Origin of the sequence: Hymenobacter latericoloratus (assembly GCF_014199535.1) — a bacterium.
Lineage (GTDB): Bacteria > Bacteroidota > Bacteroidia > Cytophagales > Hymenobacteraceae > Hymenobacter > Hymenobacter latericoloratus.
In genome coordinates, this window is record NZ_JACHNV010000001.1 from 239,924 (window position 1) to 262,070 (window position 22,147).

The 22,147-nt window shown below is 61.2% G+C and carries 25 protein-coding genes; 13 read left to right on the top strand and 12 right to left on the bottom strand.

Features of this window, described 5'->3' with window-relative positions; genetic code table 11:
- Positions 1 to 108 precede the first annotated feature (108 nt).
- Together GGU46_RS01050 and GGU46_RS01055 are read right to left on the bottom strand one after the other, a co-directional pair.
- On the bottom strand, positions 109 to 864 hold the full coding sequence (locus GGU46_RS01050) for a hypothetical protein (protein WP_183401747.1): 756 nt from the start codon (positions 862 to 864) through the stop codon (positions 109 to 111).
- An 80-nt stretch (positions 865 to 944) separates the two neighbouring features.
- Positions 945 to 1,670, bottom strand: coding sequence for a tetratricopeptide repeat protein (locus GGU46_RS01055; protein WP_183401748.1), 726 nt, complete (start codon positions 1,668 to 1,670; stop codon positions 945 to 947).
- A gap of 165 nt (positions 1,671 to 1,835) precedes the next feature.
- Between GGU46_RS01055 and GGU46_RS01060 the strand changes: the two genes are divergently transcribed.
- A complete protein-coding gene (locus GGU46_RS01060; RefSeq protein ID WP_183401749.1) occupies positions 1,836 to 2,735 on the top strand; it encodes an alpha/beta hydrolase in 900 nt (299 codons plus the stop codon).
- A gap of 5 nt (positions 2,736 to 2,740) precedes the next feature.
- Here GGU46_RS01060 and GGU46_RS01065 read toward each other — a convergent pair whose 3' ends face one another.
- Positions 2,741 to 3,250, bottom strand: a complete 510-nt coding sequence (locus GGU46_RS01065; RefSeq protein WP_183401750.1) for a methylated-DNA--[protein]-cysteine S-methyltransferase — start codon at positions 3,248 to 3,250, stop codon at positions 2,741 to 2,743.
- A 277-nt stretch (positions 3,251 to 3,527) separates the two neighbouring features.
- On the opposite strand from GGU46_RS01065, the gene GGU46_RS01070 reads away from it, so the two are divergent.
- A complete protein-coding gene (locus GGU46_RS01070; protein ID WP_183401751.1) occupies positions 3,528 to 5,087 on the top strand; it encodes a PA14 domain-containing protein in 1,560 nt (519 codons plus the stop codon).
- A 119-nt stretch (positions 5,088 to 5,206) separates the two neighbouring features.
- Here GGU46_RS01070 and GGU46_RS01075 read toward each other — a convergent pair whose 3' ends face one another.
- Genes GGU46_RS01075 through GGU46_RS01085 form a run of 3 tightly spaced genes read right to left on the bottom strand, consistent with a single transcriptional unit; the run spans position 5,207 to position 8,140 of the window.
- A complete protein-coding gene (locus tag GGU46_RS01075; protein WP_183401752.1) occupies positions 5,207 to 5,929 on the bottom strand; it encodes a phospholipase D-like domain-containing protein in 723 nt (240 codons plus the stop codon).
- Between the two features lie 5 nt (positions 5,930 to 5,934).
- Positions 5,935 to 7,134, bottom strand: coding sequence for a glycoside hydrolase family 1 protein (locus GGU46_RS01080; protein WP_183401753.1), 1,200 nt, complete (start codon positions 7,132 to 7,134; stop codon positions 5,935 to 5,937).
- Positions 7,135 to 7,183: 49 nt separating this feature from the next.
- Positions 7,184 to 8,140 carry a cation diffusion facilitator family transporter gene (locus GGU46_RS01085; RefSeq protein WP_183401754.1) on the bottom strand — a complete coding sequence of 319 codons (957 nt, stop codon included), beginning with the start codon at positions 8,138 to 8,140 and terminating at the stop codon, positions 7,184 to 7,186.
- A gap of 97 nt (positions 8,141 to 8,237) precedes the next feature.
- Here GGU46_RS01085 and GGU46_RS01090 point away from each other — a divergent pair, with 97 nt between their 5' ends.
- The gene (locus tag GGU46_RS01090) at positions 8,238 to 9,629 is read left to right on the top strand and encodes an APC family permease (protein WP_246398704.1); all 1,392 of its coding nucleotides are present in this window, start codon (positions 8,238 to 8,240) and stop codon (positions 9,627 to 9,629) included.
- Positions 9,630 to 9,631: 2 nt separating this feature from the next.
- On the opposite strand, the gene GGU46_RS01095 is transcribed toward GGU46_RS01090, so the two are convergent.
- Positions 9,632 to 10,144 (bottom strand): GNAT family N-acetyltransferase, encoded by a 513-nt coding sequence (locus GGU46_RS01095; protein ID WP_183401756.1) that lies wholly within the window; start codon positions 10,142 to 10,144, stop codon positions 9,632 to 9,634.
- A gap of 87 nt (positions 10,145 to 10,231) precedes the next feature.
- Positions 10,232 to 11,224, bottom strand: coding sequence for a porphobilinogen synthase (gene hemB / locus GGU46_RS01100; protein WP_183401757.1), 993 nt, complete (start codon positions 11,222 to 11,224; stop codon positions 10,232 to 10,234).
- Positions 11,225 to 11,476: 252 nt separating this feature from the next.
- Here hemB and GGU46_RS01105 point away from each other — a divergent pair, with 252 nt between their 5' ends.
- Entirely contained in the window at positions 11,477 to 11,794 is a 318-nt protein-coding gene (locus GGU46_RS01105; RefSeq protein ID WP_238387975.1) for a hypothetical protein, read from the top strand.
- A 196-nt stretch (positions 11,795 to 11,990) separates the two neighbouring features.
- On the opposite strand, the gene GGU46_RS01110 is transcribed toward GGU46_RS01105, so the two are convergent.
- The 3 genes from GGU46_RS01110 to rocD form a co-directional block, all read right to left on the bottom strand.
- Positions 11,991 to 12,242 carry a hypothetical protein gene (locus GGU46_RS01110; protein WP_183401758.1) on the bottom strand — a complete coding sequence of 84 codons (252 nt, stop codon included), beginning with the start codon at positions 12,240 to 12,242 and terminating at the stop codon, positions 11,991 to 11,993.
- Between the two features lie 437 nt (positions 12,243 to 12,679).
- Complete coding sequence (locus GGU46_RS01115) at positions 12,680 to 12,853, bottom strand: hypothetical protein (protein WP_183401759.1); 174 nt, start codon at positions 12,851 to 12,853, stop codon at positions 12,680 to 12,682.
- 254 nt (positions 12,854 to 13,107) lie between these two features.
- Complete coding sequence (rocD, locus tag GGU46_RS01120) at positions 13,108 to 14,310, bottom strand: ornithine--oxo-acid transaminase (RefSeq protein ID WP_246398784.1); 1,203 nt, start codon at positions 14,308 to 14,310, stop codon at positions 13,108 to 13,110.
- 271 nt (positions 14,311 to 14,581) lie between these two features.
- On the opposite strand from rocD, the gene GGU46_RS01125 reads away from it, so the two are divergent.
- A complete protein-coding gene (locus tag GGU46_RS01125; protein ID WP_183401760.1) occupies positions 14,582 to 15,484 on the top strand; it encodes an LEA type 2 family protein in 903 nt (300 codons plus the stop codon).
- Positions 15,485 to 15,505: 21 nt separating this feature from the next.
- Here GGU46_RS01125 and GGU46_RS01130 read toward each other — a convergent pair whose 3' ends face one another.
- Positions 15,506 to 15,976, bottom strand: coding sequence for a hypothetical protein (locus GGU46_RS01130; RefSeq protein WP_183401761.1), 471 nt, complete (start codon positions 15,974 to 15,976; stop codon positions 15,506 to 15,508).
- Between the two features lie 124 nt (positions 15,977 to 16,100).
- On the opposite strand from GGU46_RS01130, the gene GGU46_RS01135 reads away from it, so the two are divergent.
- The 8 genes from GGU46_RS01135 (at position 16,101) to GGU46_RS01170 (ending at position 21,639) form a co-directional block, all read left to right on the top strand.
- The gene (locus GGU46_RS01135; protein WP_394353387.1) at positions 16,101 to 16,286 is read left to right on the top strand and encodes a DUF5522 domain-containing protein; all 186 of its coding nucleotides are present in this window, start codon (positions 16,101 to 16,103) and stop codon (positions 16,284 to 16,286) included.
- Between the two features lie 96 nt (positions 16,287 to 16,382).
- Positions 16,383 to 16,622, top strand: coding sequence for a 50S ribosomal protein L28 (rpmB, locus tag GGU46_RS01140; RefSeq protein ID WP_110976335.1), 240 nt, complete (start codon positions 16,383 to 16,385; stop codon positions 16,620 to 16,622).
- A gap of 222 nt (positions 16,623 to 16,844) precedes the next feature.
- Positions 16,845 to 18,494, top strand: coding sequence for an aminopeptidase P family protein (locus GGU46_RS01145; RefSeq protein WP_183401762.1), 1,650 nt, complete (start codon positions 16,845 to 16,847; stop codon positions 18,492 to 18,494).
- A 347-nt stretch (positions 18,495 to 18,841) separates the two neighbouring features.
- Positions 18,842 to 19,024, top strand: a complete 183-nt coding sequence (gene rpmG / locus GGU46_RS01150) for a 50S ribosomal protein L33 (protein ID WP_045689232.1) — start codon at positions 18,842 to 18,844, stop codon at positions 19,022 to 19,024.
- A gap of 8 nt (positions 19,025 to 19,032) precedes the next feature.
- Positions 19,033 to 19,194 (top strand): DUF4295 domain-containing protein, encoded by a 162-nt coding sequence (locus GGU46_RS01155; RefSeq protein WP_072144823.1) that lies wholly within the window; start codon positions 19,033 to 19,035, stop codon positions 19,192 to 19,194.
- 175 nt (positions 19,195 to 19,369) lie between these two features.
- Positions 19,370 to 20,347: a signal recognition particle-docking protein FtsY gene (gene ftsY / locus GGU46_RS01160; RefSeq protein ID WP_183401763.1), complete on the top strand. Its 978-nt coding sequence runs from the start codon at positions 19,370 to 19,372 to the stop codon at positions 20,345 to 20,347.
- Between the two features lie 134 nt (positions 20,348 to 20,481).
- On the top strand, positions 20,482 to 20,688 hold the full coding sequence (locus GGU46_RS01165; protein ID WP_183401764.1) for a hypothetical protein: 207 nt from the start codon (positions 20,482 to 20,484) through the stop codon (positions 20,686 to 20,688).
- 27 nt (positions 20,689 to 20,715) lie between these two features.
- Positions 20,716 to 21,639, top strand: a complete 924-nt coding sequence (locus GGU46_RS01170) for an acyltransferase family protein (protein ID WP_262890924.1) — start codon at positions 20,716 to 20,718, stop codon at positions 21,637 to 21,639.
- Positions 21,640 to 22,147 lie beyond the last annotated feature (508 nt).

Here is a 22,147-nt window from a genome sequence, read left to right on the forward strand (position 1 = left end):
GGGCCCGCCAACCGGCGGGCCCTTTTTCGTGGGTTCTGCCTACCCCGGCCGGCACAAAAAAACCCGGCCGGAGCCGGGCTGCTTTTCAGAACGGAGTTGCCTGCCAAATCAGCGGCGCCACGGAGCGTACTCCAGTTTCAGCTCCACCTGCCCAAACCCGTCGTTGAGGTCGGAGCTGGAGCGGCCACTGGCGGGGCTGATGTCATCGAGCTGGTCGGTGGTCGTGAAGGAGTAGGCCCCTTCCAGGGAGGCGTTTAGCTTAGGCGTCAGGCGGAACGTCAGGCCTACCCCCACGGGGGCTATCAGAGCCAGGGCGGGGTAGTCGTTGCGCTCCGAAGGCAGAAATACAGTATTGTCGTCGGGGCGGAGGGTGCCGTTGTAGGCCTTGGGGCTGTAGAGCAAAAAGCCCACCCCGGCTTTCAGGTAAGGTTTCACGAGGGCCGCAGGCCGGCGCGGATCGGCGAAGGCGCCCTCGTCACGCAGGGGCTCAAACCGCAGCAGCACTACGCCGGAAGCTGCCCGGGTCCGGAAGGCCAAGTTCCGCTCGGGCAGCTGGTCTTTGGCCCCGAGCTGCACGAAGGAGGCCTCGCCACCCACCAACCAGTGCGGGCGCACCTTATACAGCAGACCTGCGCTAAAGCTGGGGCCTACCAATTGCTCTCCCAATCCACTGGTCAGGTCGCCGCTGTACAGCCCTACCCCCCCGCCCAGCGTAAACCGGACGGGGCCCCGGTAGTAAGGGCGGGCATTGCCGTCGTAGTGTCGGCGGCGCCGCTCGGGGCCGCCATCCTGGGCAGCGGCGGACTGGATAGTGGTGGCCACAGCGGCCAGCAGCAGGGCAGGAAACAGGGGACGAATGTTCACGCGGCAGGCAATAGGGTGGGTGAGCCCCCGGCATACGCGCGCCGGCAGGTAGTCGTTGCCTAACGCGCGGCCCGCCCGGTTTATTTGAACTTGCCCTGCGGATCGGGCAGGCGGGCCAGCAGGTCGGAAACCAGGCTAAAGTCGATGGCGCTCATATCGGTGCTCTGGGCCTTATGAATGGTGCCCCAGGCCTGCTCGTATTTCTCCTGGTAGTAGTAGCCCCGTCCCAGCTGCTGCCAGGCTACGGCGTTGGTACCATCCTGAGTGGTGGCTTTTTCCAGCAGCTCGATGCCCGTGGTCAGGTCTTTTTTCTTTTTGCCCTGCTCGTAGCGGATGAGGTAGCTGGTGCCCAGGTCGCTGAGCAGGTAGGAGTTGGTAGGAGCCAGGGCCATGCCCTGGGTGAGCAGGCTGATAGCCTCGTCGGGGGTAGGGTTGCGGCTGGCCACAATGCCCAGCCCCCGATAGGCATCCGGGTTTTTGGGGTCGAGCACCCACGCCAGATTAAAGCGGTAAGCAGCCGTATCGGGCTGGCTTTCCGACAGGTACTCGTAGCCTTTGGTGCTGAAGAAACGGCTGGCTTCGGTGCGCGAGGCAAAGCTGCCTGCTAAGCTGGTCAGATAAGGAGCCCCCAGCAGCTGCTCGGCCTGCGCCGGGGTGAGCCCCCCAAACAGTGGCTGAAGGCGCCGGGCGGCCACCGTCATTTCTGTGGGGGCGGAAGCGGCGGCTTTGCCTTTGCGCTGGGCCTGCGCGGGGGCGGCACTCCAGAGAAGCAGCGCGGTTGCTGCCAGTACAAACGTAGATTTCATAAAGGTCTAAACCGTAACGGCCCACGGAAAAGAGGCCGGGAATAAATCAAAGATAAAACACACCGGGCAACCTCCGTGCGGGTTGTGCGTTGGCGGGGGCGGGCCACCCTCCGAAATCCGGCGGCCACCCGGGCTCGTAGCTTTCCGGCCCGCATTCCTGCCCCTATGCACACCTTGTTTTTCCGGGCTCTGCCCGCGGCTCTGGCCCTTCTCCTACTGCTGGTAGGGGCTGCCGAGTACGCCGAGGCGCGCCCCAGCCGCCGCACCGCCGATATTGCCTACGTCCCGGCCACCGACTCTGCCTACCACCCAGAGCGGCACCGCCTGGATGTGTACGCACCCAAAGCCGCCGGCTCCCGGCCGTACCCCGTGGTCGTATTCATCCATGGCGGCAACTGGAACAGCGGCAGCAAAAACCTTTACTCTTTCATCGGGCGGCGCCTAGCCAAGCAGGGTGTGGTGGCAGTGGTGATAAACTACCGGCTGGCCCCGCAGGTACAGGTGCCCCAAATGGCCGACGACTGCGCCCGGGCTGTTATCTGGACGGCCACCCACATCCGGGAGTACGGCGGCGACCCGGACCGTATTTTCGTGATGGGCCACTCGGCCGGGGCGGGGCTGGCCGCCCTGCTCACCGCCGATAACCGCCTGTTTCAGCGCCGGGGTCTGGTGCCGAACCCCATCCGGGGTGCCATTCTGAATGACCCCGCCGGGCTGGACATGTACGACTATCTGCAAAAAAAGCAGTACACCGGCGACGCCCAGTATCTCACATCCTTCGGGCGCCAGCCGGCGGGCTGGCGTGAGGTATCGGCCCTGTACCACATTACCACCACCACACCGCCCTACCTGCTGTTTGTGGGCGGCGAAACGTATCCGTCCATCAGCAGCAGCAGCGCCCGGTTTCGGCAAAAGCTTATTGAGCTGGGCCACAAGCCGTTTTATCAGGTGCTGCCGGGCAAAAAGCACATCCCCATGGTGCTGCAGCTGTACTGGGCACGCAACGTAATATACCGGGAGCTGCTGCAGTTTGTGGAGGCTGGTTCGCCGGCCGTCAGACCGTAAGCCCCCTACCCGAACAGGCTAGTCTGAACCGTTGGCCGCTCAAACTCCAGCAGCCACCGCTTGCGGTCCAGGCCCCCGGCGTAGCCCGTTAGCTGCCCGCTGGCGCCGATAATACGGTGGCAGGGCCAGATAATGGTGAGTGGATTTTGCCCATTGGCTGCTCCTACCGCCCGCACGGCCGCCGGGTTGCCCAGTTGCCGGGCCAGGTCGAGGTAGGAAGCCGTGCGCCCGTACCCTACTCCGGGCAGCGTGGCCCACACGCGCCGCTGAAACTCCGTGCCGGCCGCTACCGCCACCGCCAGCTCAAACTCCCGCAGCTCCCGCCCGAAGTAGGCCCGCAGCTGCCGGTACGCATCCCGCAGGCAGTCCGGAACCTGGGCCGCCGGGGTTTCCAGGGCCGGGCGCGGGGCCTCAACAGCTGGTTTTACGAACTGCGCGGCACTCACTCCCATATCGGAACCTTGCAATTCCAGCAGGCCCAGCGGCGTCGATAAGTAAGCGGTGGCGTTGGTCATGGGGCAAAAGTAAAAACTCAAAAATACACAGTTACTTCGCGGTACCTACGCCGCAAAGACCGATATTTGCGGGACTGTTCGGAAACGAAAAGTACAGACTGGCAATGAGATGGGGGGATATCGTCGGAAAAGACATATCTTGTTGAAATAGGACAAACCCGGAAACGTCTAAAAAGCCTGGTTTTGCTGATGTCGTTCTTCGGCCGTGCTGCTTTCCCCTGATTTGTTCATTCAAAGCCTCTTATTTGTGCGATATCTACTCGTTTGTTCCGTTGCTTTGCTGGGCCTCGCCAGCGGGGCGCCCGCCAGCGCGGCGCGCCGGCCTGTTCCGCCGGTCCGGAGCGAAGCCGCCCGGCCGGTGCAGGGCCTGGGCACCGGCCTGACGGCCTTTTACTTCACCAACGGCAGCCTGGCCGGCGCCCCGGCCCTGCAGCGGCTCGATCAGGTAATTGATTTCCAGTGGGGTGCCGGCGCACCGGCCGCCGGCCTGCCGGCCGATAACTTTTCGGTGCGTTGGGAAGGGCTGCTGGCGGCCCCTGCCACGGGCCGCTACCGCTTTGTGGCCTCTACCTCCGACGAGGTACGGCTGTGGGTGAACGGCAAGAAGGTGCTGGACACCTGGGACGGCAAGAAAAACAACACCCTCGACCCAAACGTAAGCCTGGCCGCCGGCGAGAAAACCACCATTCGGCTGGAGTACAACGATGGCGGCGGCGAAGCCGGAATTCAGCTGCAGTGGGTGCCCCCGGGGCAGGCGGCGCAGGTTATTCCCATGGGCAACCTCTACCCCCTGGGCTCGCCCACTACCCCTGATCCGGCCGGGTCGCGGCCCGCACCCGTAGCTAAGGCCGTGGCTCCCAAGCCCGCCGCGCCGAAAGCGGCGGCCGCCACGCCGGCCGCCGCCAAACCGGCCGCTCCCAAAGCAGTAGCCAAAACGGCCCCCGTCAAAGCCGCCAAACCCGCTCCGGCCCCCGTTGCCGCCGCCAAGCCCAAAACCGACGAGAAAGCCGCCGCCAAAGCCGCCGCGGCCAAAGCCAAGGCCGCGGCGGCTACCCCACCCGCTCCGCTCGCCCCCGGCGTGTACACCCTGAATGTACGCGCAACCGGCGCTGCCCTGGAAGTGCCCGATGAAGGCCGCTACGCCAGCCGGATACTGACGCCCGCGGCGAAGGCCAAGGCTCCGCAGTGGAAAATCGAGCCCGCCGGCGAAGGGTTCTACCGCATTTCAGTGCAGGGCAGCAGCAAGGTGCTGGAGGTGCTGGGCAGCTCTACCTCCAACGGCGCCCCCATGAGCCTCTGGACCTACTACAGCGGCAACAACCAAATCTGGCGGATTGAGGAAGTCGGCGACGGCTACTACAAGCTGATTGCCAAGCACAGCCGCAAGGCCCTTTCCGTAAAAGACTCGACGGACGCTGCCGAGGGCGGCAGCGTGGAGCAGCGGCGCTACTCGGGCAAGGAAAGCCAGCAGTGGAAACTGACGGCCGTAGCACCCGCCGAGGCCCCGCCCGTGGCCGCGGCCCTGAGCCTGCCCGGCGTGGGCGACAACCAGATGAGCGTGTATCCGAACCCCTCCAACGGGGTGGTGCAGATGTCGTATCAGCTGCGCGAAGAGAAGCCCCTGGGCTGGGTGCTCTACAACCAGCGCGGTATTGCCGTGCGCGTATCCGACTACCGCAAGCAGGCAGCCGGCGCCCACCACCAGTCCCTCGACTTCACTGACCTGCCCGCCGGCGACTACAACCTGAACCTGACCGTAGGTATTGTGACCACCAAGCTGCCCCTCATGATCCGGCGCTCTTCAGCCGAAGCTTCCCCGGCCCAGGCGGCTAAGTAACCGGCAGCCCTGGCGGCTTCTGGTATTCCGAAAGTTGATCCGGCCCGCTGCTTACCCCGTTGCAGGAGGTAGGCGGCGGGCCGGATTGCGTATTGGCTTAGGCAAAAAGTAGCCGGAGGCTACCCCTTAAACTCCGATAAAGCTTCCCAAAGCCGCTCAAACTCGGCGGCGTAACGCCCCACTATGGCCGGGTCGGGCGTGATAAGCAGGTTTTCCAGGTTGTACTGGGCGGCCGAGCGGGTCCAGTTGTAGCTGCCCGTCAGTACCTGCTGCCCATCGGCAATGGCAAACTTGTGGTGCATGTGGTTGGTGGTGCAGTCAGTGCGCACCGGAACGCCGGCAAAGTGCAGCTCCCGCACATCGGAGCCCCGGTCCAGTACCTTGTCGTTGTCGGTGAGCAGGCGCAGGCGCACCCCCTGCTGGTGGGCCACCAGCAGGGCCGCCGAGAGCCGGTCGTCGGCTACGGTAAACACGCACACATCCAGCGTATGGCGGGCGCTCTTGATAAAGCTCCGAATGGCCGCCACGCATTCCTCGCCGGGGCTGAAATACACCTGGGCCGCCGCTGCCGGTGGGGCAAGGGCCTGCGCTCCAGCCTCCGGCAGCAGAATACTGGCCGCTTCCAGCCACTCCACCACGGCTTTATCCTTGAACGTGTTGAACCGCTCCTTGGCCAGACTAAATACCTGGTGGCGCAGCTCGGTAACATCGCCGCCCCGCGCGGCAAAGGCCGTTAGCTGGTCGCGCAGCTGATGGGCTTCCGCTGGGGAGAGGGTTACGTCGGCGAAGGCCTGGCGGAACTGCTGGAGCAGGTTTGCGGCCGGGGAGGGGGTAGGGGGCATAGGCATCAGGAAACAGAAAGCAGCTCGGCCGGCTGGGGCAGGGCTTGGGCTACGAGGCGCTGGGCCTGGAGCAGGGATTCGGCCGAAGGCTCGTGCAACACGCGCGTCAGGCCAGGGGCGGGCTGGGTCAGGTCGGCATCCCAGAGGCCGGCGCGGTGCCAGGGCGTGAGGTGGTCCCAGTCGGGCCGGTCGATAATAGGGTAGAGGCACACGCCCAGCAGGGGCACGCCGGCTTTCAGGGCCCGTTGCGCTTCGTGCGCTATCATGCGGAGCCACTGGGGCCGGTCGTGGCCGGGGTGGCTGGTTTCGGTGAGCACCACGGGGCGGCCGTAGCGGCGGTAGGCCTGCTTCAGCAGCTGGCTCAGGGGGCGGAAGCGCGGGTCGTGGTGCTCGTTGGCCCAGGGCAGGGTATGGTGCGGGTCCAGTTGCCACTGGTTATCGTAGTAAAAGTTGAAGCCCAGCAAATCCAGGTACTCCGGGCGGCCGCCCAGCTCCGGGCATAGGCGGCCGGCCAGCATATCCACGCTCTGAAACTGGTTGTTATGAAACTCGCGGGCCCGGCGCACTTCGCCGGCGCTGGCCCCGGGGCGCGGCACAATATTAACCAGCGGCTCGGTGGTCAGGATGCGGATGCCGGGGTCGGCCTCGCGCAGGGCGGCTACCCCTTCAATATAGGCCCGCATCAGGCCGCGCTTCACTTCCCAGCCCTGGCCCACGCAGTAGGGCGAGGTGCCGCGCACATCGCCGCCCAGCCAGCTCATGAAGCTGACTTCGTTAATGGGTGTCACGATGAGCACGTCATTGGGGCGCTGACTGCGGTAAAACTCCACGAAAGCCCGGCAGAGGTGGGCGAAACGGCGCGCAAACATGGGGTGCAGGGGCGTCAGGTCGTCGGGGTAGCCGAAGTGGCACAAATCCCAGATTTGCTGCATGTTGTGGCGCTGTCCGGCCTCCAGCAGCACCTGCACGGTGCTCCAGTCGTAGTGGTAGGGCGTGCGCTCCACCTGGCTCCACCGGATGCCCTCGCGCACGGTGCTCATATTGAAGGATTGCACCGCCTGGTAATCGTCGTCGAGCAGTTGGAGGTGGCCCGTGAGGGTCAGAAAATCCACCCGGTTACCGAAGGCGTTCTGCTGATCGGTGCACTCAAAGCCAGCCATCCAGAACGATTGAAACGGAGAAGTAGCGAAGAAATTTTTCGTCATAGCGTAGGGAGAAGAAGGGAAATGCCGGGGCTGGCGCGGCAGCTGCCACTTAAATCTGGGGCGAGGTAGTGTTGAGCTCGGCGGGTTGGCGCTGCTTACCCGCAAGACCTTTGGCCTCAATAAAGATGCGCTTAAACTCCGGATACTGAGCCCGAATGGCGTCCTGCAGCTCATCTACGGCTTTCTCCACCTCGCCGGCCGATAAGTGGTCATGAAACTCCACGTCCAGGGCCAGCACCACATCGTGGGGGCCCATGTACATGGTGAGGGGGCGGCGCACCCGCTCCACCCCGCGCTGCTGCCGGGCCAGGGCTTCCAGGGCATCAAGGGTTTCGGGCTCTACCCCCTCGCCCACCAGCAGGCCTTTGGTTTTGTAAATCAGGAAGATGGCCACCGATACCAGCAGCAAGCCGATTAAGATGGACGCCCCGCCATCGAAGTACGGGTTGTTGAGCATGTGCCCGAAGTACACCCCGGCCAGGGCAATGACGAGGCCCACCAGGGCGGCCAGGTCTTCCATCATAATGGCGAAAACCGAAGGGTCTTTGCTGCGGCGGAGGGTAGCCCAGAAGCCCGCCTCGCCGCGGGTTTTGTTGAACTCCCGGAAAGCCAGAAAAAAGGAAGTGCCCTCGAACAGCATTGACAGGCCCAGCACCCAGTAGTTCCAGGTAGCGTCGGTGATGGGGGCTGGGTTTCGCAGGTGCTCTACCCCCTCGTAGAACGACATGCCGCCGCCCACCGAAAACACCAGGATGGCCACAATCAGCGACCAGAAATACAGCTCTTTGCTGCGCCCGAAGGGGTAGCGGGCATCGGCGGGCTTTTCGGCCTGGTGCACGCCAAACAAAATCAGCAGCCCGTTGCCGCTGTCCACCAGGGAGTGAATGCCCTCCGAGAGCATGGCCGAGCTACCCGTGAAGAAAGCTGCCACAAACTTGCTGATGGCAATGGCGACGTTGGCCCCGATAGCGCCGTAGATGGCAATTTTAGAAGAACTTCCGGCCATACAGTTCAACGGTTAAACCCTGGTGGTACGCACCGGGGTATATCCGGGTTGGAATGGCCGGCTGAACAATCTGCCCTGAATGGGCTTTTACGCCTCTATGACTGCTACCCCTACCGCTCCCCTCAAGCGCCGCCTGGGCCTGGTGCAAGCCACGGCCCTCAACATGATTGACATGGTGGGCATCGGACCCTTCGTGACGCTGCCGCTGGTGATGGGGTTTATGGGGCCGAACTTTCTGCTGGCCTGGGTGGTAGGGGCGGCCCTGAGCCTAGTCGATGGCCTGATCTGGAGCGAGCTGGGCGCCGCCTACCCCGAGGCCGGCGGCTCGTACCGCTTCCTGAAGCTGGCCTACGGGGAGCAGAAGTGGGGCCGGCTGATGTCGTTTCTGTACGTGTGGCAAACGCTGGTGCAGGCCCCGCTGGTGGTGGCTTCCGGGGCCATTGGTTTCGCGCAGTATTTCGGTTACCTCGTGCCCCTTACGGAGTGGTGGCAGCCCAAGCTGGTATCGGGCGCGGTGGTGTTGCTGCTGCTGGCCCTGCTCTACCGCAAAATCGAGGACATTGGGCGGCTGGGCGTGCTGCTGTGGCTAGGCGTACTGGGCCTGATGGGTTGGCTGATTGTGGGCGGTGTGACCCACGCCACGCACCCCGTGGCCTGGCTGCCGGCCGGGGGGGTAGGGGCCTTGCCCGGCGTGCTGCTGTCGGCCGCTATGGGGCAAGCCACCGTCAAGACCATTTATAGCTACCTGGGCTATTACAACGTGTGCCACCTGGGCGGCGAGGTGCAGGCGCCCCACAAAATCATTCCGCGCAGCATTTTCCTGAGCATTCTGGGCATCATGGCTCTGTATCTGCTGCTGAACTGGAGCGTGGGCTCCGTCATCCCCTGGGCCGAAGCCAGCCACTCCGAGTTCATCGTCAGCACCTTCGTGGAGCGGATTTACGGGGCGGCAGCGGCTAAGGCAGCCACGGCGCTGGTGCTGTGGGTGGCCTTTGCTTCCCTGTTTGCCGTGCTGCTGGGCTACTCGCGCATCCCGTACGCCGCCGCCGCCGACGGCGAGTTTCTGCCCGTGTTTGCCCGCACCCACCCCACCAAGCACTTCCCGCACGTATCGTTGCTGCTGCTGGGGGGGGTAGGGTTTGTGTTCAGCTTGCTGTTTAAGCTGGGCGAAGTCATCAGCGCCATTCTGGCCATGCGCATTCTGGTGCAGTTCGTGGGGCAGGCCGTGGGGCTGGTGCTGCTGCGCCGCCGCCGCGGCACCCAGGGGCTGCCGTTCCGGATGCCGCTCTACCCCCTGCCCGTGGTAGTAGCCGTGGCCGTGTGGCTCTGGGTGTTCTTCAGCATTCAGGATGGGGTCAGGCTCAGCTTCTCCGAAACCGTCACGCTGTTCCTGCCCTTCCAGGTAGGGGCTTTGCTAATGATGGCGGTAGGGGTAGGCGTGTTTCTACTCTGGAGCCGCCGGCTAAAGCGCTGGCCGTTTGAGAAGTAAAATTACCCCAGCCATTTCTCGTAGCAGAAAAACCGTAGCCCCGGCCGGAACGCCAGCGTAATTTCGCCGGCGTAGCGGTAGCCCAGTTTCGGGAATAGCCGCTGGGTAGCCTGGTTTTCGGAGTTGGTATCTACGCGCAGCACCCGCAGGCCCTGCTGCCGCGCCAGCAGTTCGGCCTGTGCCAGTAGGGCCGCGGCTAGCCCGTGGCCCTGGGCAGCCGGGTCCACGGCCAGGCGGTGGGTAACCAGCGCGGGCTCCGCGAAATCCCAGTCGGCCTGGGCGTACTCGGCGTCCTGGTCGTTGTGGGTGAGGGCCGCCACGGCGGCTACCGCGCCATTCAGCTCGGCCACCCAAAGGTGACCTTTGGCAACGTCCTGCTCAAAGACTTCCGCGTTGGGGTAGTCGGCGCTCCACTGCTGGTTGCCGCTGGCCTGCATCAGGGGCACTACCCGCCGGATGAGGGCAAGAATGGCAGGAATATCGGCAAGGGTAGCGGGGCGTAGCACAGGAGACATAAAAGGCAGATGCGTTGAGGCGAGAAATTCCACAAAAAAAGCGGAATGAGCCGAGGCCCATTCCGCTTTTCTGCTCTGACCCGGCAATTAGCCCCGGCGCAGGACTTCGGCAGCTTCCTTGGCGAAGTAGGTCAGGATGGCGTCGGCGCCGGCCCGCTTGATGCTGGTTAGCACTTCCATCATGGTTTTCTCGCCATCGAGCCAGCCCTGCTGAGCGGCGGCCTTCACCATGGCGTACTCACCCGATACGTTGTAGGCTGTTACGGGCAGCTGGGTGTTGTTGCGCACTTCCCGAATCACGTCGAGGTAGCTCAGGGCGGGCTTAATCATCACCATGTCGGCGCCTTCCTGCTCATCGAGAGCCAGTTCAATCAGGGCTTCGCGGCGGTTGGCCGGGTTCATCTGGTAGGTTTTCTTGTCGCCTTTCTTGGGGGCCGAGTCCAGGGCGTCGCGGAAGGGGCCGTAGAAGGCCGAAGCGTACTTGGCCGTGTAGCTCATGATGCTCACGCCCGCAAAGCCGTTGCGGTCCAGCACCTCCCGAATCCAGGCCACGCGGCCATCCATCATATCCGAGGGGCCGATGATGTCGGCGCCGGCCCGGGCCTGGGCCAGGGCCATCTGGCCCAGCACTTCCAGGGAAGCATCGTTGAGAATCTCGCCCGAATCAGGGTCCACAATGCCGTCGTGCCCGTCGGAGGAGTAGGGGTCCATGGCTACGTCGGTCATCAATACCACCTCCGGAAACTGCCGCTTGATGTCGGCCACCGTCTTGAGGTAGAGGCCTTCCATGTTCGCCGACTCGCGCGCCAGCCGGTCTTTCAGCACCTCATTCACCTGCGGAAACGGCGCGAAGCTCTTGATGCCCAGCTCCACGCAGCGCCCGATTTCATCCATCACCCGGTCGGCCGAAAACCGGTGAATACCCGGCATCGACTTAATCTCAATCTGTTGGTTCTGGCCTTCGGTAATGAAAAGCGGGTAGATAAAATCGTGGGTAGTCAGGCGGGTTTCCTGCACCATGTCGCGGATAACCTGGGATTTACGGTTGCGGCGCGGGCGGTGCGTGGGCAGAAGTGGCATGGGCTGCTTTCAGTTGGTAAGACGGGGTAGAACAACGGCCGCAAAGGTAAGGTTGCGGCCGGGAGTATATTCTGGCTGGGTGCGGGCCGCCCGGCAGCCTTGCCCGCGGCTGGTTAGGTCCGACAATACCACTTCTTGGCTTCGACTTATCAAGCTGAGCCTTATCCTATTTAGGGTGCCAGTCGTAGACTAGGGTAACTTACCGGCACCCACCGTTTCGGCTAAGCCTCCACCTACCTTACCCCAACCACCATGGACAATAAGAAAACTGAATCCTCGCCCAATAGCGCCGAAACCGGCAAGCACGCCCCCGGCGTAAGCGGCCAGCCCTCGGGCCCGCACGAAGGCCCCGTGGCCGGTGGCGCCGATAACACCCGCGGCGAAAATGTGCCCAGCCGGGAAGGCCACAGTGGCGGCGCCAAAAAAGGCAAGTTCGACCCGGAAACCCACAGCCCCCAGGGCTCCCACGCCGCTCCCTCCGACGAGCGCGGCGCCGACAGCTCCGACAAGGAGTTCCGCAACAACCAGCCCAACGACAGCACTTCCCAGGCCGGCGGCTCTAATTCCTAAGTCCACTGGTCATCAGAAAATAACCCAAAGGCCCCGCACTGCCACTGAGCAATGCGGGGCCTTTGGGTTTCGGCACGAGCCAAGTCTTTGTTTGATGCTGACACGGAAGGTAATAGTAAAATACTGCCTTCCATAGCAGTAAAGTCGAACTGTAGAATGCGCTGTTTGCCAGTGTGAGCGGGTGCTACGGAGTGCATTACATATTAAAAAACTCCTGAAATATCTCGAGCCAGGCGTGCCGCCCACCCATGCCCAGCACCAGAAAGTAATAGCCCAGAACCACGATGGCTGCCCCCACTCCCAGCCCCAGCCAGCCACCCAGTAGCAATCCGGTTGCTACCCCCGCCGCCACTAGCAACCCGCCCAGCACCAGGTGAAACGTATCCCGCTTGAAGACCTGCCGGGGCGTGCGCCGCGCCGTGGCCTCTTGTTGCCGATGAGCTTGCAACGGGCCTCGGCGAGTGGAAGCAACCCGTCGGGGTTGCTGGCCGGAAATAACTCGTTGCGGCTTCTTACCCAGAGCTGGGTTTACCCTTACAGAAGAGGTAGGCTGGGGCACGTGCTCAGGAGCAAGTGCAGGGGTAGGAGCCGGTTGGGTAGGTGAAGCAGCCACTACAACCGGAGCCGACGACTGCGCCGGCATGAATTGAAAGGCTATTTTTTCGCTTCGGCAGCCACAAAGCAGCAGCCCACTCACCGCCCAGGTGCGGCTCCATCGGAATAGTTGCATGCCCCAAAGTACGCTAAACCGAAGGCAGCGCGGGCACGCAATGCTCGGTGCAGGTAGGAAACCGCTACAATACCACCGCCGCAGCTGCTTCCGGGAAGGAGCGGCTGCGGCGGCGCGGTGTGTGAAAATCAGGGAGCGAAAAAGCGGAGTAAAGACTAGCGCTGGCGGAACGCGGCAGCTTCGGCGGCCGTCATCTGCACGCGGGTCGCCTGCGGGCCCTGCGAGTCGTGGAGGAGCAGCACCGTGGTGGCCGTATCGGCGGCAAACGACATTACCGGCCCTGCGTTCTGGGGCTGGAAAGCCGAGCGGCTGGTTTGGCAGCTAGCCATTGCGGATACGACACCACAGATCAGAAGCAAACGAAGAGCACGCATAACAACTAGATTTAGAAGTAGTAATGGGTCAAAACTACTACCCCCAGCGTGCCCTTAAACGTCCGCTCGACCAACCTCTACCCCTGCGCTGCCAGCTTACCGGTTTCGTCGGTGGGAGGTTCCGCAGCTGGGCAAGCGTAGTCGTCTGAACGACCAGCGGGCGGCCCTTACCGAACCGCCCGCTGATGGCAAAAGCAGGAAAAGTCGGCCTAAAATTCCCGGATTACCTGTTCAATAATGTCGCAGACTTCGTGAATCTGCTCCTCGGTGATGACCAGCGGCGGCGCGAACCGGATGATGTCGCCGTGGGTGGGCTTGGCCAGCACGCCGCGCTCCATCAGGCTTACGCACACATCCCAGGCCGTGCGGCCATCGGGGCGGGGCTTGATGACCACGGCGTTGAGCAGGCCCTTGCCGCGCACCAGCTCCACTACCTCGGGGCGCTGCTGTTGCACCCGGCGCATCCGCTCCCGGAATACCTCGCCCAGAATACGGGCATTATCGGTCAGCTTCTCGTCCAGCAGCACGTCCAGGGCGGCCCGCAGCACCACCGAGGCCAGCGGGTTGCCCCCGAAGGTGGAGCCGTGCTGCCCCGGCTGAATAGTAAGCATAATCTCGTTGCGGGCCAGCACCGCCGACACGGGCATTACCCCGCCGCTCAGGGCCTTACCCAAAATCAGAATGTCGGCGTGCACTGCCTCGTAGCACACAGCCAGCAGCTCGCCGGTGCGGCCCAGGCCCGTCTGGATTTCATCGGCAATGAACAGCACATTGTGAGCCTTGCAGATGGCCGCCGCCTTCGCCAGGTAGCCTTCCGAAGGCACCATCACGCCGGCCTCGCCCTGAATGGGCTCTACCAGAAACCCGCAGACGTGCGGATCTTTCACGGCCTCTTCCAGCGCCGCTAGGTCGTCGTAGGGCACTACCTGGTAGCCCGGCACGTAAGGCCCGAAGCCGCCCGTCGAGTCGGGGTCGGTGCTGAAGGAGATGATGCCGGTGGTACGGCCGTGGAAGTTGTGCTCAGCCACCACAATGCGGGCCTGATTCGGGGCAATACCTTTCTCCTGGTAGCCCCACTTGCGGGCCAGCTTGAGGGCGGTTTCCACGGCTTCGGCCCCGGAGTTCATCAGCAGAGCTTTGTCGTAGTTGAACAACTCACAGAGCTGCTTTTCGGCCAGGCCCAGCTGGTCGTTGAAGAAAGCCCGGCTCGTGAGGGTCAGCTTCTGGGCCTGCTCCGTCAGGGCTCCAATAATGCGCGGGTGGCAGTGGCCCTGGTTAACGGCCGAGTAAGCCGAAAGAAAATCGTAGTAGTGCTTACCTTCCACATCCCAGAGGTGCACCCCCTCGCCTCGGCTAAGCACCACGGGCAGCGGGTGGTAGTTGTGGGCACCGTACTGGTCTTCCAGGGCCATCAGCTCGTGGCTGCGGGTAGGATGAGTCAGGGTATCGGAGGTAGGCTGGGTGGGAGCGTGCATAAGAAACAGATGCTTGGCGTTGGGGGTGGAATTCAACTTGTTCAAAATTACGGAAAAAGACCGCAGCCAGCGGAAAAGGGAGTAGCTCGGCTATAACCATCTGACGCAGAGCGAGTAAGCAAGCAGGTCTGCTTTGTAAGTTGCTGAACCTCAACCATATGTATTGTATGGCAGCGCTCAGGGCTGGCTCCGAAGCAGCATGTTTCCTATGGCTGCTTCTTTTTTTCGCCGTCACCCCGGCCAGACCGTTGCGCTGGCTTTTCTGCTGCTCTTCCTGATAGGTGGCGGCTGGACCTACTTTTCAACCGATAAGGGCAAAGAACTGTTGCCAACACTGGAAAATACTTCCCTGGCCGTAAACAACATTACGGCCTCCCGCCTGCAGGCCCAGATGAAAACCGATCTGCGCAACCACATGCCCGTGACCCTGAAAGTGGACAGCCTAAGCTACCAGACCCGGGTAGATGGCAAGCTGCTGGCCGAGGGTAGCAAAGACAAGCCGCTGGTGCTAAAAGGCAACGATGTAAACCACCTGCAGATTCCGATGGCAGTGGACCTGAGCGACGCAAAGAAAACCCTGAAAAACAGCCAGCAGGACTGCGTGGATGTGCAGATGGCCCTGACGCTCTACACGCGCCTACCCGTGGCCGGGGCGCAGAAAATTCCGGTGGAGCTGACCAAGCGCGTGTATATCCCGAAGCTGCCTAAAATTGAAGTGGCCGACGTGGGCATCAAGGACCTGGGCCTGAAAAACGGAGAAGCCGTGGTGAGCCTGCGGGTGACCAACTACAACCCTTTCCCCGTGACAGTACGGCGCGTTTCATACAACTTCAGCATCAGCGACGATATGCAGGTGCAGGGCGTAGAGGAAAAGGACGTGTCCTTTCGCAAGAAAGGCACGGAGCTGATGCCCATCCGCGTCCGGTTCGAGCCCAAAGGCCTACCCAAGGTAGCCTTCAAAACCCTGTTCAAAGCCAAAAAAACCGACTACAAGCTGAACGGATCTGCCGTAGTAGCCGCCGGCCAGCACAACCCGAAAGACATGACGATGCGCTTTAACAGCGCGGGTACCCTGCAGGACCTCAAGGATATTCCGAAGGAAGGAGACTAAGCCTCTGGCGGGGCGTGCTGGTTAGTCCTGCAGCGCTGCCAGCCGCTCCTCCAGGTCCAGAAACTTGCCCAGAAAATTGCCTTCTTCAGTTCCATTCGGGCGCAGCACAATCCAGTCCAGCACCGCCGCCTCGTCGAGGTGCACGGGTGCGTTGGGGGTAGGCAAGCCGTTGGGTCCCAGGCGCATAATCCGGCCGCTGATGTGGCTGCCTTGCCAGGTATCCACTGCCACCACCACCGGTTCGGGCGTCGCTGCTTCGTTAAGCACACGGGCCGTCAGATAAAAGCTGATGCCAGTCGGCAAGCCCCGCTGGTAGCGCTGGCGCGCCTGGGGTAGGGTGCGGCGGGCTTCTTTCAGCGGCAGCTCCGGCAAAGGATCCGGGGCCTGGGCTAACTGTTGCACTAACAGTGCAATACCAGGCGCTGCGGGTTGTTGCGCCCGTGCTGCCCCGGTGAGCAGGACAGCCAGCAGAAGGGGTAGGAAAGGGCGCATAAGAGGAGAACTAAAGCCCGAAAAGTACGGCAATACAGCTATATACCAGGAAGAGCCCACACAGGTTTTGGGGGGGCCTTCCCCAAGCTTTCGTATCTTGGCACCTCATCCGTTTCCGTTTTCTGTGGCTCGTATTGCTCCTCAGCCGCTTCAGCCCGGCGACTACTACTTAACCCCGGAGGGCTACATGGTTTTCACGGAACAGTACCATTTGCGCCGGGGCACGTGCTGCGGCAGCGGTTGCCGACACTGCCCCTGGCGGGCCGGGCGCGATAAAAAGAAGTCCCGTTCTGGCCCGGAAATGGGCTAACCCGCTATTTTTCAAGCCTTGGGTTTGCTTCTGTCAAAATACTTCGGATATTTGCGTCCCTTTTTCTAGCATTGAAACCTCTAAGCTCCTGATATCATGGCCCGAGTTTGTGATCTGACCGGCAAGCGTACCCGCGTAGGCAACAACGTTTCGCACGCCAACAACAAGACCAAGCGCAAGTTCTACCCGAACCTGCAGAAGAAGCGTTTCTACATCCCTGAGCAGGACGCCTGGGTTACGCTGAAAGTTGCCGCCAGCACCATCCGCACTATCAACAAGAACGGCATTATGTCGGTTCTGAAGAAGGCCAAAGAGCAGGGCTTTATCGTTTACTAGCTTTCAGCTAGGTAGCAAGCCTTTTGCCAGAGCGCGAAGCTTCCGCCACGCGCAGAGTTTCAGTTCTTTCTGTACCAGAAAGCTGAGTTCTGCGGGTAGCGGAAGCTTCGCGCTGTTTTTAAGCTCGAGCAAGTGCCGTAGCGCGCCGCGGGAGCCTGGCGAGAGTTGGCAGCGCCCTATCCCGCTGCAACGTCGAAAGCCGGAAACAGTCTTTCTTGCGCTATGCCTTACTCCCTGCCTTCGCTCAGAAAATCAAGTGGTCTGCTGCTCCTGCTGGGCGGCCTCCTGGCCGCGCCTGCCGCCCAGGCCCAGCGGTCCGCCGGCCCCGACCGTCCCACGGATTTGCTGTCGGCATCTTTTCACAAGCAGCGGCGGGAGTTAGTCCGGCAGGCCCTGCCCGCCGGTTCGGTAGCGGTATTATTTGCCGCGCCGGTGCGCAACCGCGCCAACGACGTAGATTTTATCTACCACCAAAGCCCCGACTTTTACTACCTAACCGGCTACACCGAGCCGGAAGCCGTGCTGGTGCTGTTCAAGGAGCCCCAAACCATCAAGGGGCAAAGTGGAGTTACGGAAGCCCTGTTTGTGCAGCCCCGCAACGCCCGCGCCGAGCAGTGGACCGGTCGCCGACTGGGCACCGAAGGAGCGAAACAGCAGTTACAGCTGCAGTTTGTGGCCGACAACAAGGAGTTTGCCGACGCTGGCATTCCGTGGGCGAGTTTCTCGCAGATAGCCTTCCAGACCCTACCCACCGACGCGCGCGACAACCCCGACGACCCAGCCGACCTGTACAATCTGGTAGCCGCGTTCCGGCAGCAGGCCGCCGTTCCTTCTAATTTTAACCCGGCGGTTGCGGAGGCTCAGCAGCTCATTCAGCAGCATGGCCTCACCGGGGCAGACCGCCTGCAGCCCTACCTCCTGCGGCTTAGCCAAACCCAGCCTGCCATAGCGCAGGATGCGTACGTGCAAGCTTATCTGGGAGCAAAAACCGAGGCTGAACGGCAGCAAGTCGTAGCCAATAAGCCCGTTAGCCGCCACAATACGCAGGTTTTGGAGGCGGCTCTGGCTCAGCTACGCGAAGTAAAAACGCCCGAGGAAATAGCCTTGCTGCGCCGCGCCGTGCGCATTAGTGCCGTTGGGCAGCAGGAAGTTATGAAAGCCACCCGGCCCGACATGGGCGAAATGGAGCTGCAGGGCCTGCACGAGTACGTGTATAAAAAGTACGGCGCCGAGTTTGAGGGCTACCCCAGCATTGTAGGGGCCGGCAGCAACGCCTGCATTCTGCACTACACCGAAAACGACAAAACGCAGGTAAAAAACGACTTGCTACTCATGGACTGCGGGGCCGAGTACCACGGCTATTCCGCCGACGTAACCCGTACCATCCCCCCATCGGGTAAGTTCAGTCCGGCCCAGCGCCAGATTTATGAGCTGGTGCTGGCCGCCCAGGAAGCCGGCTTTGCCGCCTGCAAACCCGGCAACGAGTTTCAGGCGCCCCACAAAGCCGCCCAGAAGGTAATCACCGATGGCCTGCTGAAGCTGGGCATCATCAAGAAGCCCGAAGAGGTGCGCACCTACTTTCCCCACGGCACCAGCCACTACCTTGGCCTCGATGTGCACGACCCCGGCACGTACGGCCCTTTGCAAGCGGGAGCTGTAATTACCGTAGAGCCCGGCATTTACATTCCGGAGGGCAGCCCCTGCGACAAAAAGTGGTGGAATATTGGCGTGCGTATCGAAGACGACATTCTGATTACCCAGCAAGGCTACGAAAACCTCTCGCGGGAGGCGCCGCGCACGGTGGCCGAAGTGGAAAGCATGATGGCGAAGCCCAGCGCCCTCGACGATTTCAAGCTGCCCGAATTGAAGTGATTTGTGGTAAAATGATGAGGTGATGAGGTAAAGGGTGACAGGAAGAAATCCAGTCATCCTGAGCGCAGCGAAGGACCTTATCACGGTAAAACGAGTCGTTATTACGATGGTTGTTCTGGCGTGATAGGGTCCTTCGCTGCGCTCAGCATGACCGTTGTCACCACAACGTCATTCCGAGCTTGTCGAGGAATGCCGTTGTGGCGATTTACCTGTCACCCTTTACCTTATCACCTCACCAAAAATCACCTCATCACCGCCACACACTATCAACTAATTAGCTGTATTCTGTTTGACATTATCGAAAACCCTTGTACCTTTGCAGTCCTTAATCCCAAAACCCCGTCGAGATGGCTAAAAAAGGCAACCGGGTGCAGGTAATCCTTGAATGCACTGAGCATAAGAACTCGGGGCAGCCGGGCACCTCGCGCTACATCACCACCAAGAACCGCAAGAATACTCCTGAGCGCATCGAGCTGAAAAAGTTCAACCCCGTGCTCAAGAAGATGACCGTTCACAAGGAAATCAAGTAACCTGAGCAATGGCTAAGAAAGTAGTAGCAACCCTGAAAACCGCCACCGGCAAGGACTGGGCTAAGGTCATTCGTGCGGTGAAATCGGAAAAGACCGGCGCTTACACCTTCAAAGAAGAGATGGTGCCCGTTGACAAAGTGCAGGAGTACATCGCCACCGGCGTTAAGTAATTCCTGGCCTTCGTGGCATCCTGAATACGTGAAGAAGTCCCGCCACCGTGGGACTTTTTTGCGTTGTAGCACGAAGCTCCAGCTTCGTGCTTCGTTGGGCACCTCAGCGTAAGCCAAGGAGCTCAACCTCAGCAACGATGCGCGAAGCTGGAGCTTCGCGCTACATCCTGACCGCATGGGACTTTTCGATTTTTTCAAGAAGGATAAGGAAAGCAAGGAGCAGCAGCAGGCGCTTGATGAGGGCTTGCAGAAAACCAAAACCAGCTTCTTCGACCAGCTCAGCAAGGCTGTAGTAGGCAAAAGCACCGTGGACGAGGCCGTGCTCGACGACCTGGAAACGCTGCTGGTGCACGCCGACGTGGGCATTGATACCACCGTGAAGGTCATTGACCGGATTGAGAAGCGCGTGGCCCGCGACAAGTACGTGAGCACCTCGGAGCTGGACCGCATCCTGCGCGAAGAAATTGCCGACCTGCTGGACCGCAACAGCGGCGCTACCGGCTCCCGCGCCATCCTCGACCGCCCCGACAATACCGGGCAGCCCTTCGTGATTATGGTAGTGGGCGTGAACGGGGTAGGCAAAACCACTACCATCGGGAAGCTGGCCCACCGCTTTCACTCGGCCGGTAAGAAGGTGGTGCTGGGCGCGGCCGATACGTTCCGGGCCGCGGCTGTCGATCAGCTTATCATCTGGGGGGAGCGGGTAGGCGTGCCGGTGATTTCGCACGGCATGAACACCGACCCCGCCTCCGTGGCCTACGACGCCGTGAAAAAAGGCGTGGACATGCAGGCCGACGTGGTGATTATTGACACGGCGGGCCGCCTGCACAACAAGGTGAATCTGATGAACGAGCTCAGCAAGATCAAGCGGGTGATGCAGAAGGTTATTCCGGATGCACCCCACGAGGTATTGCTGGTATTGGACGGTAGCACCGGCCAGAATGCCTTCCTGCAGGCCAAGGAGTTTACCAAGGCCACCGAGGTATCGGCGTTGGCCATCACCAAGCTCGACGGTACGGCGAAGGGTGGGGTGGTTATCGGTATTTCAGATCAGCTGCAGGTGCCGGTGCGCTACATCGGGGTAGGGGAGAAGATGACGGATTTGCAGCTCTTCGACCGGCACACCTTCGTAAATTCTCTGTTCAAAAAATAAGCTGGCAGGGCCCTGGCCGCCGGCTGTAAAGCCCGCCGAAGCGTATGCTTCGGCGGGCTTTTTTGTTGCTGACGTGATGAGTGCCGCCCGGTCTTCAGTAAAAATCAGCATCTTGGCTATATAAGCTGCTGCCTATGCTTGCGCCCTTACCCGATGTTGCCGGTGCACCTGCTACCCTGGCGCCCTTGCCCGCGCGCCTTGATGCGTTTCTGAGCCAGAAGCTTCGGTTTTGGTCGTTGGTGGCCATGCTGCTGCTGGTGTATGTGCACGCCTACAACCTGCACCCGCGCTACCTGCAGCCCTGGACGCCCGTGGATGAGCCCCTGGCCGCTGGCACCTAGCTGCAGTACTTTCTGGCCAACGGGCTGCTGCGGTTTCGCATTCCCATTCTGTTTGCTATTTCGGGCTACCTGTTCGCTCACCACGAGGGTAGGGAGCCCCACGGCGTGCGGGTGAAACGGCGGGTGCGCACCCTGCTGGTGCCTTACCTGCTGTGGAGCGCGCTGGGACTCATGCTGACTTGGGCTTTGGAACAGTTCCCGGCTACCCGCCAGCTGGTACTCTCGGCCGCGCTCAGCCCATTCGGCCCCGATAGTCCGCTGGTCAGCAACTACTCGCCGGGGCAGGTGATTCTATGTTGGCTTCTGATTCCACTGCCGTTTCAGCTGTGGTTTATCCGGAGCCTGTTCTTTTACAACCTGGGGTACCCGTGGCTGCGCAAAGCTCTTGACCGGGCACCGCTGGTGTACTTTGCCATCACCGGAGCCCTGTGGATGCTGGGCCTGGGGCTGCCCATGATAGAGGGAACCGGCCTGTGCTTTTTCGGGCTGGGCGTGTGGCTTCGTCGGCGCGACATGGAGGTGCAGGTGCCGCCCCGGTGGTTTAACGGGTGGCTGTTTGCGGTAGTGTGGCTGCTGATTGTCACGGTGAAAACCTGGCTGGCCTTTCACCTGGAGCGGCCTTCGTTCAGCGTGATGTCGCTGCTGCACCGGGCCTCCGAGCTGCTTGGCATGCTGGTCATGTGGTACGGCGCCGACGGGCTGGTGCGGGTGGCCATGCGGCAGCGGTGGTTTGTCTGGCTGACGAGCTTCTCCTTTATCATCTATGCCCTGCATGTGCCTTTGCTGAGCTACGCCACCGAGGCCGCTCTGTACTTCTGGCCGGAGCAGCAGCTGGTGGTGTTCGTGGGGCTGCCGCTGGCAATAGTGGCCTTTTCCGTGGGGGTAGGGGCTTTACTGCGCCGGGTGGCGCCGTCGGTGTATGAGCTGCTGACGGGGGGTAGGGGCTTGTAGCGGGTTAATATATGTAGAAAGGTTGTTGTAGATTTGGGTTACTAACTTTTCTTATGCCCTATTTATAATGATAGGGCAATATTCAATTTGGGTTAGGTATGCGATAATCTTTGTCGCTGCTATAACAGGGTGTATTCCTTACACTAACAGGACAAGCTATAATGCTTTCAATGTTGTACCTATTTCAACAACTGTTGCCGATTCAATTACTCCTATTGTGGCTTTCAGCTTAAATAGGCAACTAACGTCAAAAGTTTACCCTTTCGTAGGCTATCTGGGTGAGAAAGGAGATTTTTCCTTGGGTGTGCAGCTCTATGGCAACGCCGCGAGCCGGTACCGCGAATTAGTGTTGAAGAGTATCCGAGTAGAGTCGGGCGGCAAGGTGCATTTCCACATTACCGATTCCAGCTTTGTCAAATTGCAGGGTTCCAGAGCAACAGATAATATGCGATACTATAAATCGGATTACACTATTGCCTTAGATGATACGGTTAAGAAAGCCACTATA